At 57.0% G+C, this 16,801-nt stretch carries 12 protein-coding genes; 4 read left to right on the top strand and 8 right to left on the bottom strand.

Annotation, left to right across the window (positions count from 1 at the left end):
• Nucleotides 1-305: 305 nt before the first annotated feature.
• On the top strand, nt 306-1,325 hold the full coding sequence (locus JNN07_18165) for a rhomboid family intramembrane serine protease (GenBank protein MBL9169671.1): 1,020 nt from the start codon (nt 306-308) through the stop codon (nt 1,323-1,325).
• Here JNN07_18165 and JNN07_18160 read toward each other — a convergent pair.
• The 5 genes from JNN07_18160 to JNN07_18140 form a co-directional block, all read right to left on the bottom strand.
• The gene (locus tag JNN07_18160) at nt 1,322-2,074 is read right to left on the bottom strand and encodes an NTP transferase domain-containing protein (protein ID MBL9169670.1); all 753 of its coding nucleotides are present in this window, start codon (nt 2,072-2,074) and stop codon (nt 1,322-1,324) included. The two genes, JNN07_18165 and JNN07_18160, sit on opposite strands and share 4 nt — an antisense overlap.
• Nucleotides 2,075-2,192: 118 nt before the next feature.
• Nucleotides 2,193-3,461: an MFS transporter gene (locus JNN07_18155; protein MBL9169669.1), complete on the bottom strand. Its 1,269-nt coding sequence runs from the start codon at nt 3,459-3,461 to the stop codon at nt 2,193-2,195.
• Nucleotides 3,458-4,201 (bottom strand): creatininase family protein, encoded by a 744-nt coding sequence (locus JNN07_18150; GenBank protein MBL9169668.1) that lies wholly within the window; start codon nt 4,199-4,201, stop codon nt 3,458-3,460. Before JNN07_18150 ends, JNN07_18155 begins: the two co-directional genes overlap by 4 nt.
• A gap of 66 nt (nt 4,202-4,267) precedes the next feature.
• Nucleotides 4,268-7,246, bottom strand: a complete 2,979-nt coding sequence (locus tag JNN07_18145; protein MBL9169667.1) for a c-type cytochrome — start codon at nt 7,244-7,246, stop codon at nt 4,268-4,270.
• A 366-nt stretch (nt 7,247-7,612) separates the two neighbouring features.
• A complete protein-coding gene (locus JNN07_18140; GenBank protein MBL9169666.1) occupies nt 7,613-10,972 on the bottom strand; it encodes a hypothetical protein in 3,360 nt (1,119 codons plus the stop codon).
• 354 nt (nt 10,973-11,326) lie between these two features.
• Here JNN07_18140 and JNN07_18135 point away from each other — a divergent pair, with 354 nt between their 5' ends.
• Nucleotides 11,327-12,193 (top strand): histone deacetylase, encoded by an 867-nt coding sequence (locus tag JNN07_18135; protein ID MBL9169665.1) that lies wholly within the window; start codon nt 11,327-11,329, stop codon nt 12,191-12,193.
• Nucleotides 12,194-12,247: 54 nt separating this feature from the next.
• Here JNN07_18135 and mntR read toward each other — a convergent pair whose 3' ends face one another.
• Complete coding sequence (mntR, locus tag JNN07_18130; GenBank protein ID MBL9169664.1) at nt 12,248-12,691, bottom strand: transcriptional regulator MntR; 444 nt, start codon at nt 12,689-12,691, stop codon at nt 12,248-12,250.
• A gap of 127 nt (nt 12,692-12,818) precedes the next feature.
• Between mntR and JNN07_18125 the strand changes: the two genes are divergently transcribed.
• Complete coding sequence (locus tag JNN07_18125; GenBank protein MBL9169663.1) at nt 12,819-14,372, top strand: TolC family protein; 1,554 nt, start codon at nt 12,819-12,821, stop codon at nt 14,370-14,372.
• A gap of 40 nt (nt 14,373-14,412) precedes the next feature.
• Nucleotides 14,413-15,180, top strand: coding sequence for an AsmA family protein (locus JNN07_18120; GenBank protein MBL9169662.1), 768 nt, complete (start codon nt 14,413-14,415; stop codon nt 15,178-15,180).
• A 21-nt stretch (nt 15,181-15,201) separates the two neighbouring features.
• Here the strand turns inward: JNN07_18120 and JNN07_18115 are convergent, their stop codons facing one another.
• The gene (locus JNN07_18115; GenBank protein ID MBL9169661.1) at nt 15,202-15,978 is read right to left on the bottom strand and encodes a hypothetical protein; all 777 of its coding nucleotides are present in this window, start codon (nt 15,976-15,978) and stop codon (nt 15,202-15,204) included.
• Between the two features lie 36 nt (nt 15,979-16,014).
• Nucleotides 16,015-16,458: a lipid-A-disaccharide synthase N-terminal domain-containing protein gene (locus tag JNN07_18110; protein MBL9169660.1), complete on the bottom strand. Its 444-nt coding sequence runs from the start codon at nt 16,456-16,458 to the stop codon at nt 16,015-16,017.
• Nucleotides 16,459-16,801 lie beyond the last annotated feature (343 nt).

The following is a 16,801-nucleotide window of genomic DNA, read 5'->3' as shown; positions in this document are numbered from 1 at the left end:
AGCTAGCCCTCATTCAATAACACGTTCAAGGCGCCGGAGGATATCCTTCGGCGCCTTTTCTGTTTCTGATGCAGTTATTGCGACGATCCTAGAAGTCGCTTTGGGATCGAACCTGGCTTGCTGGATGTAGGAAACGGCTCCGTTCTCGGTCGAGTTGCTGGTAGCCACGGACAAAGAAGCAGGCCTGTCCCCTTCTGGCCCCCTTAAGCCTCAACAGACACCACGGCTTGCCCGTCGTTACACAATCGAAAGTGAGGTCTGTCCCTCTTGAGTCCCAGGCACGAAAGTGAGGCCTGTCCCTGGTTGTGAAAAACTGGCGAACTTCCTATCGCTGCCCTACCTTCTCCCGAGTTTGGAACTCTCCCAACACAATCCCCGTCTCCGGGGAGGCGCGCGGGGTGGCTCGCCGGGTGGTCTCTCCCGGGAAAGGCTGCTCCATGGATGACCGTTCCAAGGCGTCCCTAGGGCCTCGTTCGCATCGGCAAGCAATGGATTGGTCGCTGGTGCTCGTGAGCCAGGGTATCGAACCGGAGCTTCTTCAGAGAGATGCGCAGCCTTACCCTGACTTGCTGGTCCCAGCCGAAGAACTTTCGCGATCTCTCCAAATCCTCGAACAATACCAAAGGGAGAACCGCCATCGGCGCTGGCAACGCCCGCTCCCAAGAACCCGGATCCTTTTTGACTGGCAGAGCCTAGGATGGGGCGCACTGGTGTGCATTCTCTTTGCTTTCCAGATGGCCGAGGGCTCCCTGCTGCTCCCACTCGGGGAATTTGATTCTAAACGAGTATTGGCTGGTGAATGGTGGCGATCGGTGACGGCGACATCATTGCATGCAGACGTGCGCCACCTGAGTTCCAATGTCAGCACCGGCTTGATCTTTTTAAGTCTCGCCATGGTCGAATACGGAGCCGGTCAGGCGCTGCTGGCCATGACTGTGGCTGGAGCCCTGGCCAACGGGGTGGGTTTGTTGATGCGCCCGGTTGCCTACCATGGCTTGGGTGCCTCCGGGGCGGTGATGGCTGCTCTTGGGTTGATCGCGGTGAGAGCATTCCGCTTTCAAGAGTGGCGCGAACGTCCCGTGCTGACCACGGCCCGCGGGCTTATCGCCGGGGTTTTACTGCTGGTCCTCCTCGGCTTCAGCCCGCAGGGTGACATTCTCGTCCATGTCGCGGGCTTCGTGATCGGTGCAGTGTTCGGATTGTTACTAAGTCCCTTCGCTGGAAATTTGCAAAGTCAGTCCCGCTGGGACCTGCCTTGCAAGGCGGCTTTCACCCTGCTCGTCTCGGTTACGTGGTGGCTGGCCCTTAAAGGGCAGACTGGCTAAAGCTGGTTTGTTTCCAGGCTCGCCAGCACCTCAGGATCTCGCACATCCACCCATCGGCCAGCAATTTGCATCCCTGCGATTTTGTGAGAAGAAGCGACGAGGGCGTTGAGTGCATCAGTCAACTCGTACTCTCCGCGTGGGGATTTTTGAAGCTTGGCAGTGAAATCGTATACGACTGGGCGAAACAGATAGATGCCAGCGTTGTACCACGCCGTCTGTCCCGGCTTCAGCCATCCGGTGCGTTTCAACTCCTCAACTTGCTCCGCTGTCGGTTTTTCTACCAGGCGCCGGAGACAGAATTCATCGTCAAAGAAGTTGAGGCCCCCCTTGGTCACATCTTCACTGCCCGTGACCGTGACCACCCCCGAGAAGGAACCTTCGCGGAAGCGCTTGATCATTTGTTGGTAGGTCTCTGGACGAACGAGAATGTCTCCGTACGTAAGCAGGAAATCATCGGAACCGATAAATCCCTTGGCAAGCTCGGGGGCTTTCCCCGTACCGTCCTGTACCACTTGGCGGCCGTATTCGATCCGCAATCCCCAACGGCTTCCATTTCCAAAGTACTCTTCGATTACCTCAGCCCGGAAGCCGGTCACGATGAAAATCTCGCTGATGCCCGCATCCTTAAGTCCGTTTAGGATATGCTCCAGGATGGGTTTGCCTTGGACTTTGAGCATCGGTTTGGGGATCTCTTGAGTGAGTTCCCGCATCCGAGTCCCTTTTCCAGCTGCTAAGACGACTGCTTTCATTCGAGATATCTTTCTTGGGTCTCCAACCAGGGAGCAATCGGAAAATCTGAATAAAACTTAAGCGATCAGAGAATCCATCTTGGGGAGGGTTTCTGCCCCCCCGCTCCCCAAGCCTTGCTCAACTAGGACGGCTGGGATTCGTTGCGTCAACCGTGGGGTTGCTCCTCCACAGTACGACCAGCGCGAGCAGAGCTAGCACGGGGAGCCACCCTGCAATCACGAGGCCCAGGTCATAAGATCCTGTTTTGTCCACCATCCAGCCGAACAACTTTTGGGCCGGCGGGGCGAACAGCCAAGCCGCTACGCTGGCGATCCCAGTGACCTTGCCCTGATGAGCGGGAGAAATGTCCTGGGTCAGGGCGTGGTAAATGGGGAAAAGCCCCAACAAGCCCGCCCCTACGCACAGTAGGGTAGCCCCTAGAGCCCAGCCTTTGGGCAGGATGGCTACCAGGGTCGTCAGGGCGGTTAGTGCGGCACAGCAGCCGAAAACCCCTATTCGGGACCCATGGACGCTCCAACCGCGCTTCACGAGCCACAGTGTCAAAAAGCCCGCAGCGAGGCACCCAACGTCGGTAGCGATGTAGAAGAGGGAGTTAAAATCCAGAGCGGCTCGCTCGGTGAACCCTCTCCCCTCCTGAAGGAACTTGGGAAGCCACGCACGCAGAATCTGCCACGAGGTGTTGATCAGGGCGATGACGATGAGAACCGCGAACATCTTTCGGCTGACCAAAGCGTTTCTCAAGGCGAGCAAACTGGCCTGGCTTTCGGAGGCGGTTGCGGTTTTGGGGGTATCGTCCAGGTCCCCTGAGCGCACCAAGTAAAACCAAGCAACGATCCATACCAGTCCGATCAGACCCACCAGCTGGAATGCGAAGCGCCAACTGTCCAGTTCATCGGTGAGCAGGAAACGCATCAGTAACGGGGTGATGATAGCACCGATGGAAGTTCCACTCTGAAGCACGCTGTTTCCCATGGAGCGATCCTTGGGCTCTAGCAGCTTAAGAGTGGTCTTGATCGCGCATGGCCAGTGTCCTGCCTCGAAAAAGCCCAGCAGTGTGCGGCAGATGAGTAGTCCACTGTAGCTCTCCACCAGACCGGTGGCAAAGCCCACAACGGACCAGAGCAACAACACCGCTGGATAGACCCATCGAACCGAAATTGCGTCCGCCAAAAACCCGAAGACCAACGATCCTACGGCGAATGCCCATCCAAACCCCATCTCCAGATTGCCATATTGTTCGTTGGAGAGCTGGAACTGTTTGGTAATACGTACGGCGGCATTCGCGAGGGTCTGCCGATCCATGTAGTTGATCGTCGAGGCGCAGAGCAGCAGTCCGCAGATCCACCATCGCCAAGTTCCCTGCCGGGTGTCGCGGGGAGTGCTCATCCCTCCCAGGACTTGCCGTCCCATGCCACAACCCGGTTCAGTAGCGCCACGACATCCCCAGCGAATCGGCTCAGGAGTGCCTCGCCTTTATCTGCCGTTGAAGCTTTCGGGCTACCGATGTGCCCAGGTTCCGTCCGATCCTGAGTCACCCAGCCCCGCGAGGCGGGTTCGAACGGATTGCCGAAGGGTACATCGGGTGCTGCCTGATAGTTGCCGACCAGATGAGGCGCGATCCTTAGCATCATCGAGGTTTCCCACTCGCAGGCGTGTCCCATTTGATGTTGCACCCATGCTGGGTCGGGTTGGTGTGCCTGCTGTCCCAGCAGCCAGTAGGTCCCAAACAGCAGAAGTAGGTCCTTCCGCTGTCGATATTTCTGGCGCAGCTCAAACACCGTCTGCTTACCTGGCACGTCATTCCCTCCGTGACCATTGATGAACACGATCCGCCGAAAACCATGGTGTATGAAGTTGTCGGCGAGCCCGGTTAGAATGTCCAAATAAACCCGTGGGGCTGCGGATAGCGTGCCTGGAAAATCCAAATGATGGTCCGAGTTCCCGAGCCACTGAAGGGGCGTGATCAAGAGTTTGTCTCCCAAACTCAAGGCCGCCCGACGGATGACTTCGGCCAAGAGTTGGCTGTCGGTGAACAGCGGCATGTGGTGCCCATGTTGCTCCAAGGCTGCCACCGGGATTACCACCGGGGTGTCTTTGGACAGGTCGGAGACCTGGCGCCAGGTCATGTCAGTGAGTTGCATTGAATACGTGAATGCACATTAAGCGGTTCTGCCTTGCGGAGACAAGTGCGGTCATGGAGTTGGAGCCAGGAGCTCCAGCAGATCGGCCATGTCCTGCTCGCTAACCCCTTCCTCAAGCCCCTCTGGCATCAGGGACAGCCCTGCGGGAGCAAACGATTTAATCTGGTCGCGACTCCACTGAGTTTCGAGTCCGTCGGCCGTCTTAAGCCGAATGTTGGCTGGAGTCTCGGCCACCAACAGACCGGTGAGCGACTCGCCGCCGGCGGTTTCCATCAGATAAGCCTGGAAGTTGGGAGCGACCTCCCGGTTCGGGTCCAGAATCTGGGTCAGCAGCTTCTCTTTACCCATCGAGCGGACCGATTCAAAATCAGGTCCAACCGCACGCCCCCGTCCTTGGTGGCGATGACAAGTGGCGCATCGTTGATCGTAGACCTTCAGCCCGCGCGACGGATCCCCCTTTAGGGCGAGGGCGGGTAAGTATCGGTTCACGATGGTTTGCCTTTGAACTGTTTTGGGGGCTCCCAGCAGGGTAAGAATTCTCTCCTTCAGCTCCGGCTCCTTTTCAGCGCGGAGCGCGTTTACTTGGGCTGTGTTCAGCTCCAGACGGGCTATCGCTCCTCGCTCCACGCCGGCCACCAAAGCGGGAACCCAGGCTTTGCGGCGGGTCATGAGGGTAATGAGCTCGGGGCGAACCTCAGATGCAAACTCGTTCCACCGGCTGACGAGGAGATTCGCCACATCTGCGGAACCGAAGGCGCTCAAGGCCTCGACGGCTGCCGCCCGCTCGTCCCCCCGATGTTTCGGTCCCAGGGCCGTCAGCAGGGTCTCCCCTCCACGGGAAAAGGGAAGGTAGCCAATCAGTCGGATCGCGGACGCTCCGGTGTGATCTGGACTGCTGAGTCTGTTGGTATTTCGAGCCGCTAGCATCGCCCAATCGACATGCTGCGCTACGACCTCTGCGGAGGTCTTGGAGGTCAGGAGTTCTTGCGGGCGAGCCACTCCCGACGCGAGTGCCCCGAGCAGGGAAACGCTGAGTGTGGAAGGCTTCAGGCCTGCGATGGTGCGCATCGCTGCCTCCAGCTCATCAGGGATCCCTCGTCTCCCGATCATTCGGCAAAGCGCCATGCCTATGGCGGGCCCTGGCTGATCTGCGGCTGGATTCCGGGTCAGCAGAGCGTGAAGCATGATCAGCGAGTTGGTTTCAACCGCGTTCAGGATCGCAGGAACCAACGCCGGCTCGGAGAGGCTCCGCTCAGAAAGTTGATTCAGTAGGCTCGTTTCATCCGCCGGCTCGATAACAGAAAGCGACCAGGCGAGCTGGTAACACACCCTTGGGTTGCTATCCGTTGCCAGAGATCCGAGGGCTTTCCTGATTTCTGGCGAGCCGAGGAACTGAGGCCAGCGCTCCAAGAGCCGTAACCCCTGCTCTCGAACCGTGGGCGACGTGTCCGCGAGTGCGAAGGCTAAACTTTTTTCGTTTACCCCGCGCAGGCCATCCAAGGCCCACAGCGCATGTATTCTTCCCAGAGGTGTTGGAGAGTTTGTGGCCACTCGAAGCAGCGCAGGGATCAGCGAGTTGTCTTTCCGCTGGAAGATTAATCGGGAGGCCGTATCGCGGTGCCACCCGTTGGGATGTTCGAGCGTGCCGACCCACTCCTCGGGACTCTGTTGGGCGATCCTCAGGGCGGTGGGTTGTTTGAAGCCAGTCGGAACAATGCGATAGATTCGGCCTCGGTCGTTACCGCTGTTGAGGTCTAGGTGACGTTTGATGCTTTCAGGAATCGACCAGGGATGTTCGATCGTCTCTCGATACATGTCGGCGACGTAGAGCGCACCATCGGGACCGTTTGCAAATTGGACCGGCCTGAACCAATTGTCGGTGCTGGTCAGAAACTCAGTCTTTTTTTCATCGGGCGCTCGGTCTGCTGTGTAGCTGACTCCATCCGCTTTCACTTTCTTGTGGTGGATGAGGTTGCTTCCGCAATCGGCTATGAACGCGTCGCCGAGATAGTCGGAAGGGAAGGCGTCGCCTCGGTAAATCGTGACGCCGGTAGCGCCGGTGAAATAGCCGGAGGGTCGTCCTCCGCCTTCAATCAAGCCCTCCACTGCTCCGGTGACACGCCAGCGCGTGCGGATGACTCGCCAAGGTTCATCAGGACTTCGGCGAAACACTTCGGCGGCCGGGCCGTCCTTGGCGATACTCTGTCGCGGGGATGGCAACTCGGCAAAAGGATTGCGGCCGAGATAGCGATCATCAAACACCGCGAACTGAATATGATCGCTGTTGCTGCAGAGAAATTTCCGGCCTGCGTTGTCAAAGCTCATGCCGTGTTGTCCCCCGCCTGTTTCAGGACGCAGGTCGAAGGTTCGCGGATCAAACGAAAAATCGCGGCCTCGCAGCTCCACCGGCTTGCTCCCGGGGGATCTCGCGATCGTGATGCGGCCGCCGCTCACACTGGCAGAGCCATGGATGCGATTGTCGAGTCCCCAGTGGAAGGAATTGAACAATGCCTGCACATTGAGGCGCTTCAGGGAATCAGCCGCGAAACCGCTGAAAATGAGTTCGCGTTGGTCAGCTCGCCGATCCCCATTGTTGTCCTTCATGAAAATGATGTCCGGGGTCGAGCCCACAAACACTCCTCCGTCAAAACAGACAACGGCGGTGGGCCAGGGCAACCCCTCCGCGAAGACGAAGCTTTGGTCGAAGCGACCATCTCCGTCGGTGTCCTCGAGCACGCGGATTCTGCCCAGCTGCTCATCGCGTCGCTCAGAGTAGTCGCGCATTTCAACGACATACAGTCGGCCGTTCTCATCGAAATCCATGGCCACCGGGTCGGCCAGCAGTGGCTCGGCCGCGACCAGCTGCAGCTCGAAACCTGGCTTGATCAGGAAGGTGCTGAGCGCCCTTGCTGGCTCTGTTGCCGGGATTCTTGGAAGGTCTAAATTGGAGATTTCCGGCTCAGCAGCTTGCAACCAGTGGCCGGTGGCGATGGCCAGCGCGCCCCAGCGGAATAGCGGATATTGTGGCACGGGTTGAGCATGCCTCGAAAGGCGCAAGTTGGGTAGTGGCAAAACGCGGTGTCCCTACTTTTAGGGAAGCAGTCTCGACGAATCTTCCTCGGTTCACTACTTCAAGCGATTGTTGAGCTCCGTGGAGCTGGTAAGGTGAGCGCGTTGTCAGAACGCCCCGGTCTTGCCGGTTGCGAAGTTCGCTGTGAGGAAACGAGGAGGCGCAGCGACAGAGCATCGCACCGAGGAGGGCGATGTAGGCCCAGGGGGCGGAGCCTGTATCAGAGCGATGTTGTTTATCGCAAGGGGGTCAGGCGAAGCCAGTGAAGTTCCGGAGACCTGGCGTCTTAGGATCGATAAGTCACGGGGCGTTCTGACACACTTCTCTCAAACCAGTTCAGGCTGCAGTCCCAGGGTCCCACGCAGCTTGGCTAGATACTCTGGCATCTCGACCTCGCGCAGCATTTGCCGTGCTTCTTTGAGACGCTGGTTTAGTCCAAGTCGATTCGCTTCCTCAGAATGCGTCTCTTTGGCGAGAAAGGTTTCCACCGCCTTGATATGGCGTTGCCATTGCCTGATGTCCAAGATTTGTTTCGCCCGCAACCGGTTCTCATACCATCCGCTTTCGAGCAGGGACTTGGTCGTGAAAAGCTCCCGAACCCCCGCATCACTGAGTCGTTTTCCCTCCCAATGCCCGTCTCTCATGATATGCAGTAGGGCGTTCAGTGGGGGGCAGGCTTGGCCGACGCTTCCATCCTCAAAATACATCTCCGCAACACGCTGCTGAGTGGAGATGACGTTGTCGATTCCGTCTGCGAAAACGCTCATGTCCTGCAGCTCAGGCTGGAGCATGTTGGCATCAAAGACCACGTGAGGGTGATGGAAGACCCGGCCAAAGAAGCTTTGGGCGAAGCGTGCGGTGATGCGGTAGCCAAAGCGTGAAAACTGCAGCGTCCGGCCCTCGTAGGCCATGTCCTCGCAACGCGCCAGGTATCCATTCTCGATCAAGAACTTCGGTTCTCGCTCGGCTGAGCTCATCCGGCACCAAACTTCAGGAACCAAGAGGCTGATATCATGGTCGACCCGTGCGTGGGGTCCTACGCAACCAGCACTGGTCACGAAGCCATTCACTCCGCAGAGAATACTCGAGATCACCGCCGCGTTCAGGTCGATGATCGGAGGGAGTGCGTTGAACGGTCCTTTGGTCAAGGCCCCTTCGGAGCCCGCTCCCGTCGTGGAGGGCGATTTTCCGGTGATGCTGCAGATGAACTCCATGAACAGCTCAGGCAGCTCCATGAAGTGAATGGGGTTATACACGGCAAGCGGACGAATGTTGGACGCTAGATCGGGACCGTTGTTGCGTCGGCCTGGGAGGGTGGCACTCACCGGAGTGAGCACGGGTTGCCCCAGCGGGATTCGCCGTAGGAAGCGTGTCGCGATCTCGGCTAGATAGTTTGCTCGCGGATTTACAAGATCAGGTCTGAGCTGGAGATACCTCGGATTCTTGGAGGGTTTTCCGTCCACTAGCCTAGGGTTGGAGGTGCAGACAAAGTAAGATCCGGGCTCGCCGTGCATCGCGTCTCGGATGAGCTGCTGCATTGGCTCGGTGTATTTAACGTAGCCAATGGAGTCCTCCATGAGTAGGCGGGCTGAGCTGGGAGTGAGCGGCTCATAGTTGGAGAAAAAGTTCCCCGTTTGCGCAAAATCCGCCTCGGTTTGCTTGTCATACCCGCGATGAATGGCGTCATCTGGTCTTTGAAAGAGCCGCTGCTCGCAATTCTGAACAAACTTGAAGGAGGCCACGTCGCTAGGATGATCAGGGTTGAGGTCTGAAAGGGCGGACCGGGGCACCACCACGGATGCCGTGATGTCGTCCTCCATCTGCAGCTTGGCGGCCGGCATGAAGTCCTTTCGAACTCCAAACACGCGCCAGGCTCCATCGCCGTCGTAACCAACTCTGAGATAGGCCGTTGCGAGCTTTCTATTGTCCAACTTCAGCTCATTGCCCGGGACTCCGTTGATGATGTCGACACCGAAGTGATCCCGCCAGCGTTCGCCCCACTCCGGCTTGTAGAAGCGCTTCACTACAAAGACCAGCTCTTTGATGTGTTGGGGAATGCTCGCCAACCACTCGTTATACGCGGCCGTGTATTCCCTCGGCGACGGCGTGAGGAGTTTGATCACCGAGCCAAGCGACCGTTCCGAAGCCAAAATGGAGCGGCTATCGTTGGTCCGATTGGCTGTTTTCTTAAACCGATGGGTGTAATCTCGCTTGAGCAACTCCGCGACACGGTCGAAGTCCTTTTGGAAGTGAGTGACGAAAATGGGCCCCTGAAGGATTGCGTCGCTAATCGGCTTTGAAATCTCTGATTTTCCGCCCCCGGAAACCGTGCATGGCTTGTGACACACCGTTCCTTCGGCAACTGTGCCCACCAACCGCCAGGAGCGATTGCCCTGTGGTTTCTCCATCTGCACCTTGTAGCCGGAGGGACGAATGTAGGTCCGACCGGGTAGAAGGCGGATGGACTGGCGTTGGCCGGCCTGCTGCCAGCTCACTTCCTGCTTGTGCAAATCAAAATGGACGTCCTCCGGAACATAAATGATGTCGGGGTAACGCTTGTCGATGGCGTAGCCTTCAGGCTGAAGGTTCATGATCGGGCCGAACCGTTCGATGACGTCCGCGAAGGAACGATCCAGTCGGCGCACATGTAAATTGCCGCTGAACTCCTCGCCCAAGTCATAGCTGGCGTAGACCATCGCTCCGCCGGCATGCTCCTCCTCGCAAAGACCAAACAGGTTCGCAGCGTAGCTGATCTGCGTTTTGACCTCCTTCTTGCAGTAGCCGAAATAGTTGTCGGCGATAATCGTCACCATGACGCCCTCGGCGGTCCGACATGTCACCTTGAAGGCTGCGCCGCCATTGTACATCTCCTCGGGATTCTCATAGCACATCCTATCGCGCTTCTGGCGATCGGTGGCTTGATCCACGTGAGGCAATCCGAGTTCCTTCTTGGTGAGCCGGATAAGGTGAGGTGCCAAGATCACGCAACCGGTGTGTCCAGTCCAATGATGGATGTCCAGGGCGGCGTCATTTTCGGGCAGAAAAGGATCCCCTGCGTTTCCAAAAATGCTCTCAACAAAATCGAGGTTCGAAACCAGATTGCCCGGAGCAAAAAAACGGATCTCCATGGACTTCTCCGGAATGAATCCTGGCACGCCAGGGCAGACGAGCGGCCGCAAGAGCAGCGAGACAAAGCACTCGGCCTGCTGCCTTTGCGATGAGGTAAACGGCAGGCGCATCAGCTTCTTGGGAGGATTCAGCGCGTGCCTTAGTAAATGGGAGAATACGGCTCTGGGGACCGCGACCTTGTCGGCGGGAATGGGCAGACCTCCTTCGGCAACGTGGAACACCCCCTGGGTTGTTCGACGGTCGCTGCTGGGGTTGTGCAGCACTCCTTGCTTCAAGCGGTAGGATTTGACGATCTCCGAGACGAATTCGTTCTTGTCGGGCGGGAGTGAAAGCACACGGGCGATACCCGGGCGGTCCAGAATGAAGGTTCGGCTGGGCAATCGAGGCACATGCCCAACTTCGCGCAGGTGCTCCGCGAGGAAGTCCTGGATTCTCTGATCGACGGGTGGGAGATACTTGGCGAGCAGACGGTCCGTCTCCCGCTGATGGGCCAGTAGGGCCGCTGCCATCTCCTGAAGCGCCGCGTCGCCACCCGCCTCCACCGTTGGACACCCCATGAAGGCGAGCTTTAAGTTAATATACTGGATGAACTTCTCGTCCGAGGTCAGGGCCGAGGTCAAGTTGTGGGCGGTTGCCTTCGCAAACTTATTGCTCATTCGATGTAGATGTCGGTTGGCTCTGCCAACTAGCTAAGCGTTTGTAGCGCCACTCCCACACTCGTGCAATCCAGGATCACGTCTTCTTTTTCATGCCTTCAAATCCCTCCGGGAATTGTCTTGAGTCCTCCCGTTCAGTTCACTCAAAAATCCTGGCTACCGGCTGCTGGTTTGCTAAGGGCAGCGTCAATGCCTGGCAGGGCCATGACTATCACGCTGCCCAGGTTCTGGGGTGGTTTGACTGATATTTTCGCCATGAATATCGTTACCGATTCTCGTTGTACTGGTTATCATAGGCTAGGCCATCCCGAGCGGCCTGCTCGGATTCAGGCCAGCGTGGACGCGTTGAAGGGCCAAACAACTCTCGCGTGCGAGTGGATCACACCCTTGGAGGTTTCCGATGAGCAGGTCCTGCGCGCTCATGACCGTGGACTGCTGGAGAGCGTTCGCCGAGGAAGCGAGGATTTCGATGGGGATACCCCGACTCACCCTCAGATAGGTCAGCACGCTCTTCGGTCGGTTGGCGGAGCCTTGCGTGCGCTTACATTGGCTCGCAAAGGCCAGTGGGCCTTTAGCTTGCTACGCCCTCCGGGCCATCACGCCACTCGGCACCACGCGATGGGTTTTTGTTATTTCGACTCGATCGCCATCGCCGCTCTCGAGGCCCGGGCTTCGGGTGTTAAGCGAGTTGCCGTTTATGACTTTGATGTGCACCACGGCAATGGCACGGAAGACATTTTCCTCGGCCAGACCGGCACCGCCTTTTTCTCCGTCCATCAATTTCCTTGTTACCCAGGAACGGGGGAAGCTCATCGAGGGGACAACTGTTTTAATTTCCCGGTCCCCCCGATGACTCCGCGGCGGCAGTATCGTGCAACTCTCGAGAGAGGTTTGCGTGAGCTCCAGAAATTCAAACCCGACTTGGTGGGTGTTTCCGCTGGGTTTGATGCCTATGCGAAGGATCCATTAGCCCAGGGGACGCTGGAGGCCGAGGACTACTACTGGCTTGGGCAACAGTTTCGATTCCTCGGAATTCCGGTCTTTAGTGTGTTGGAAGGCGGCTACAGCGAGGAACTCCCTCAGCTGATCATCGCCTACCTAAAGGGCTTGGAAGGAAAGTGAGCATCCCTCCCCAATGGAAAGGGGAGACGTTGCTAGATTTGGCGGGATCAGGCGCTAGGCCTTCGGATCATTCGGCTTCGAGTCCCGGCCATTCAGGAATTTATCCAGCATTTTGGGCTTTTTCTCAAAGAAATTCACCAGATCGGCCAGTAAGGTTACGGTGTCAGGACTCAAATGATGCTCGATTCCCTCAATGTCCTTCCTTTGCACCTCTTTGGAGAGGCCGAACAGGGAAAAAAACCGGGAGAGGGTTTTGTGACGGCGTTGGATATTGCAAGCTACCTCCAGGCCCCTCTCGGTAAGCATCAGGCCCCGGTATTTCTCATAATTTAGATAGCCCAGCTCGCCCAGTCGCTGAACCATGCTCGTCACCGAGGCTTGTTTGACCCCGAGGGATTCGGCAATATCTACCACCCTGGCGTACCCTTTGCGAGTGATCAACTCGTGGATTCGTTCCAGGTAGTCTTCTGCGCTTTGGCTTGGCGTTGACTGCGGCATGTGGGGACCAATCAAACACAATCAACGCGGACCGAGCAAGGACAGTTGAACGTTCCAATTTCCGTCGCTGGACACCGACCCCTTCGGGATGGTAAACCCTAGGAAGCCCAGTTGAACTTTTGACACCTTGAAAGCGCTTATCATTAGCTTCCCGGTCCGGCCTCTCGGAATTTGCTTGTTGATCTCCTGCAGCGTCGCCGGCGCGCTCCGCGCTGCGGACTCCGATCCTGCTCATCGGTCCTTGTCCCTCAGCGACTGTTTCCAGCTTGCGTTGAAGCACAATCTGGACCTCAAAATAGAGAGGTTATCCGGCAAGATCGCCCAGCATCGCCTTGATGAGTCTCGAGGTGTCTATGATCCCACCTTCAACATTTCCGCCACCCGTGATTTCCTCGATCAGCCGAGCATGTTTGATCGGAAGAAGGAGGAGGGGGATGTTCCCTACCAGCTGACCAGCGACATCTTTAGCGGCGGGATTTCGGGTAAGCTTCCCACCGGATTGACGTATGACCTGAATGGCGCATTAACGAAATGGAAGGCACTCACCGATCTACGCGACTTGGGCGTGCCAGGCACTGGATTCCGGAACACCAACGAATACGGACTCAGCAGCGGTATATTTCTCAAGCAGCCGCTGCTTAAGGACTTTTGGACGGATGCAGACCGGATGAAGATTCAGGTCAGCCGCAAGAATCTCCAGATTTCCGAGAATAATCTCGTCAGCCGAATGATGGCCACTGTTGGCGCTGTCCAAGCTGCCTACTTCGACGCCTTGCATGCCCAGGAGGTGGTTAAAGTGCACCGTGTCACGTTGGAGAGCGCCAACCAACTGCTGTCTGAAGTCAGGTCCAGGATCCAATCGAGCGCTTTGGCTCCGATCGAAGAGAAACTGTTTGATTATTATGCCGTAAACGTGGCTGCGAGTGTGGTGGACGCCGAGCGTGCAGAGACCGAGTCGGAGCACAACCTCCGAAGGCTGCTCATCGAGGACGTCAAGGACCTTCAGGCCGGCCCGCTGGATCTTACCGACCCTTTCTTCGAGATCGAAGAGCAGTTTGACCAGATGGGAAGCTGGCGTGACGCCATGACCAAGCGGCCTGATGTTCAGCAGCTCAAGGTCGAGATGGAGAAGCAAGATATTGTTCTTCGCTACGATCGAAACCAACTCTTCCCCAGCCTCGATTTGGTAGGGAGTTATGGGCTGACGGGCATCGATCCCGAGCTCGGGGGCGCAAGCCGTCAAGTCCGACGCGGGGTCAATTCCTTTTACGGCTACGGCGTCACGATGAGCATTCCCCTCAGCAACCGGTCGGCGCGGAACCGGTATCGGGCCACTCAGGAGGAAAAGCAGCAGAGCTTGCTGAGAATGAAAAAGCTCGAACTCGACATTCTTTCGGAGGTCGAGAATGCGGGCAAACAGATGTCCGCCGCCTATCGCCGGATCGCCCCTTCGCGTCGGGCCGCCCAATTGGCTGAGGAAGTCTTGCGGGCCGAACAGTCGAAGATTCAGCTCGGCCAGCCGAATGGACTTGCTGTGGTGGAGGCGCGTCGTCGCCTTACCTCCGCTCAAATCTCCTCGCTGAATGCGGTGCTCGAGTACAACAAGGCTCGGACGAAACTCTCCCTGCTCGAAGGCGAAATCTTGGAACGCAATAAAATTGAAGTGGACGTCAAGGAGTAGGGGATAGCTGGATGCCTGAGTCCTCAGATTGGAAGGAACCGTGAAAAAAATTGCCATTCGTGTTGCTGTGGCCGGCATGATCTTGATCATTGCCGGAGTCATCCTCCTCGTGCTCTTTCTGGATGGGATGATCAAGAAGGGAGTCGAGACAGTCGGTCCCTCGTTGACCCAGACCACACTCCGTTTGGACGGGGTTAGTCTGTCATTGCTAGGGGGCAGCGCCTCATTACGCGGCCTACATGTGGGCAACCCCCAGGGCTACAAGAGTCCGACGGCCTTGGAGGCCGACCATATCAGTGTCAAACTTTCCCCAAGCTCACTGTTTTCCGACAAGGTGGTCATTCACTCCCTGCGGCTTGATGCCGCCACGATCAATGTGGAGGGAAGTCCCAACGACAACAACCTTACCAAAATTCTTGCGAATGTTCAGTCTGCCGTGCCGTCATCGCAATCTACTCAACCCAACGGGACGTCATCTGGAAAGAAACTCCAAGTTGATGACTTGGTGATCAGCAACACCAAAGTCAATCTGACCTTTCCTTTATTGGGCGGGAAGGGAACTACCGTGGCCCTGCCGGATATTCACCTGACTGGATTGGGACAGGGGCCAGAGGGTATCTCTCCGGCTGCTCTGGTGCAGCAAGTTATGACCGAGGTTACTGGCAGTGTGACTTCGGTTGCCACGGTGGCTCTCAAGAGCCTGGGTGGCGTGGTGACGGACACCGTGAAAGATCTAGGTAAAGGTGCTGTGGACGGAATCGAGAAGGCCGGCAAAGGTATCAAGGACCTCTTTAAGAAAAAGCCCTAAAGTGTTTCTTTTCTGCTCGGTTTAGGCCGCCACGCTTTGGAGTCGGCAGGAAGTCGCATCCGGCGAGGCCTTCTGCGTCGCACGGTGCAGGTCTCCACCCATGGGACCAAGGGACGGTATTCCCATCGGAAAGCCCCAGAAATGCTCCTGGATTTGGGTCAGGTCTTCTTGGAGTGAAAACGAGACCCCTTGGGAAATCATGGAGAGCGCTCCGATGGCATTGATGTTGGCGTCGTTGGTCGATGCCAATTGGAGCCGTTCCTTGAAGGATTGGTTTGCTTTCCACAGGCCTTGGTAGAGCTGTTCCAAATCCTTCAGGAGGAGGTCTGCTTTACCGCCTGATCTTGCTTCGAAGTATTGTTGCATGAGATACGCCCCGGTGACCCGGAACAGGGTTTCCTCCATGTCTGCGAAGGGCAGGTGACTCTGGGCAAGACCCCTCAGTTGGGAGTACCACGGGCAGCGGCTGGTTGACATGATCAGTCCGATCAGCGAGCGCAGGCCGGTCTGCACATCGCAAGTTTTTGAGTAGTTTCGTTGGGGAGTGACGACTTCTACAGTTACGGTTTGATAGGAGAAGACCCCTTTGAACTGTTCGATAATCGGTTCAAGATCCACCGCAGTAGGACAATAGGCATGTGCGCTGGGCTTGAGTGGGCACCCTTCACATTGATGGACGCCCAGTCGCGTCCAGTCGGAGTGCGGTCCGGCCGACGAGGGTGTTGGTTCTCCACGGTCGAGTTGGATCTGAAACCTTAATGGGGCCAGTCCCTCGAACAGAAAGCGATATTCGATCATGCTCACGACGAAGAAATCGGCACGAGCTAGCGAGTATTAAGCCTCATCGGCGTTCGGAGAGGCGATACCCTTGGGTGAATCGCAGGTCGGAAAGATGGACCCGCACTCAAGGCAATATCGTGCGTGTCCCGGGCTTTTTGTTTGGCAACCGCCGCAGACTTTAGAGGCACGCTTTTGGCGATGGTGAATGACCAGGTTGCGCAGGTACGGGATCCAGTTAAACGCGTTGGCAAAGATAAACACTGAATCCTGTTGATAGACGAGGGCATAGGATAGAAGAAACAAGGAGCCCACCAGGCTAAGCCACCAAAACGCAGAAGGGATGGTAATTTGCTGGCGACGCTCCGTGGCATACCACTGCACCAAAAATCTAGAGAAGAAGCAGATATTGCCCAGCCAGCCAATCAGCTTCCATGGATGCCATTCAATCCCGAGAAGTTTGCCCTGAAAATAGACTGCGAATGTAAGCCAGTCGAACATGGCTGACATGGAACAGCAGGACCTAGATCAAAGCAAGGCGCGGATGGTTTTGCTGAATGATGCAGCCATCCCGCGCACTGCTAAACGCTAGGCGCTGCCAACATTGCGTTTGCCCCCAATTGATTCCTGTGTGGCAGGGACAGGCCTCTTCCGCCCCCTCCCCTTGCCAGGGACAGGCCACGTGCCGAAATGGGGACAGGTCTGAATGGCAGTTAGTTAGCGCTTCGAAGAAATGCGGTATTTGGGACCGAAGACGCTGTTTTTGTAGTATCGGTTTCGATGGGAAATTTCGCGAAACGTTCTCCGATGTTTCATCAGGAGCGGATAAGGCTTAGGTCTGCGT

The sequence above is a fragment of the Verrucomicrobiales bacterium genome (assembly GCA_016793885.1).
Lineage (GTDB): Bacteria > Verrucomicrobiota > Verrucomicrobiia > Limisphaerales > UBA11320 > UBA11320.
Note: the sequence above shows the minus strand (reverse complement) of the source record. Positions and strands in the feature narration are given on the sequence as shown.

Excerpts from the sequence above, each read along its gene's own strand:
- JNN07_18160 (MBL9169670.1), bottom strand. The coding sequence starts at position 2,074 with ATGAAAGCAGTCGTCTTAGCAGCTGGAAAAGGGACTCGGATGCGGGAA.
- JNN07_18155 (MBL9169669.1), bottom strand. The coding sequence starts at position 3,461 with ATGAGCACTCCCCGCGACACCCGGCAGGGAACTTGGCGATGGTGGATC.
- JNN07_18150 (MBL9169668.1), bottom strand. The coding sequence starts at position 4,201 with ATGACCTGGCGCCAGGTCTCCGACCTGTCCAAAGACACCCCGGTGGTA.
- JNN07_18140 (MBL9169666.1), bottom strand. The coding sequence starts at position 10,972 with ATGGGGTGTCCAACGGTGGAGGCGGGTGGCGACGCGGCGCTTCAGGAG.
- JNN07_18135 (MBL9169665.1), top strand. The coding sequence starts at position 11,327 with ATGAATATCGTTACCGATTCTCGTTGTACTGGTTATCATAGGCTAGGC.
- mntR (MBL9169664.1), bottom strand. The coding sequence starts at position 12,691 with ATGCCGCAGTCAACGCCAAGCCAAAGCGCAGAAGACTACCTGGAACGA.
- JNN07_18115 (MBL9169661.1), bottom strand. The coding sequence starts at position 15,978 with ATGATCGAATATCGCTTTCTGTTCGAGGGACTGGCCCCATTAAGGTTT.
- JNN07_18110 (MBL9169660.1), bottom strand. The coding sequence starts at position 16,458 with ATGTTCGACTGGCTTACATTCGCAGTCTATTTTCAGGGCAAACTTCTC.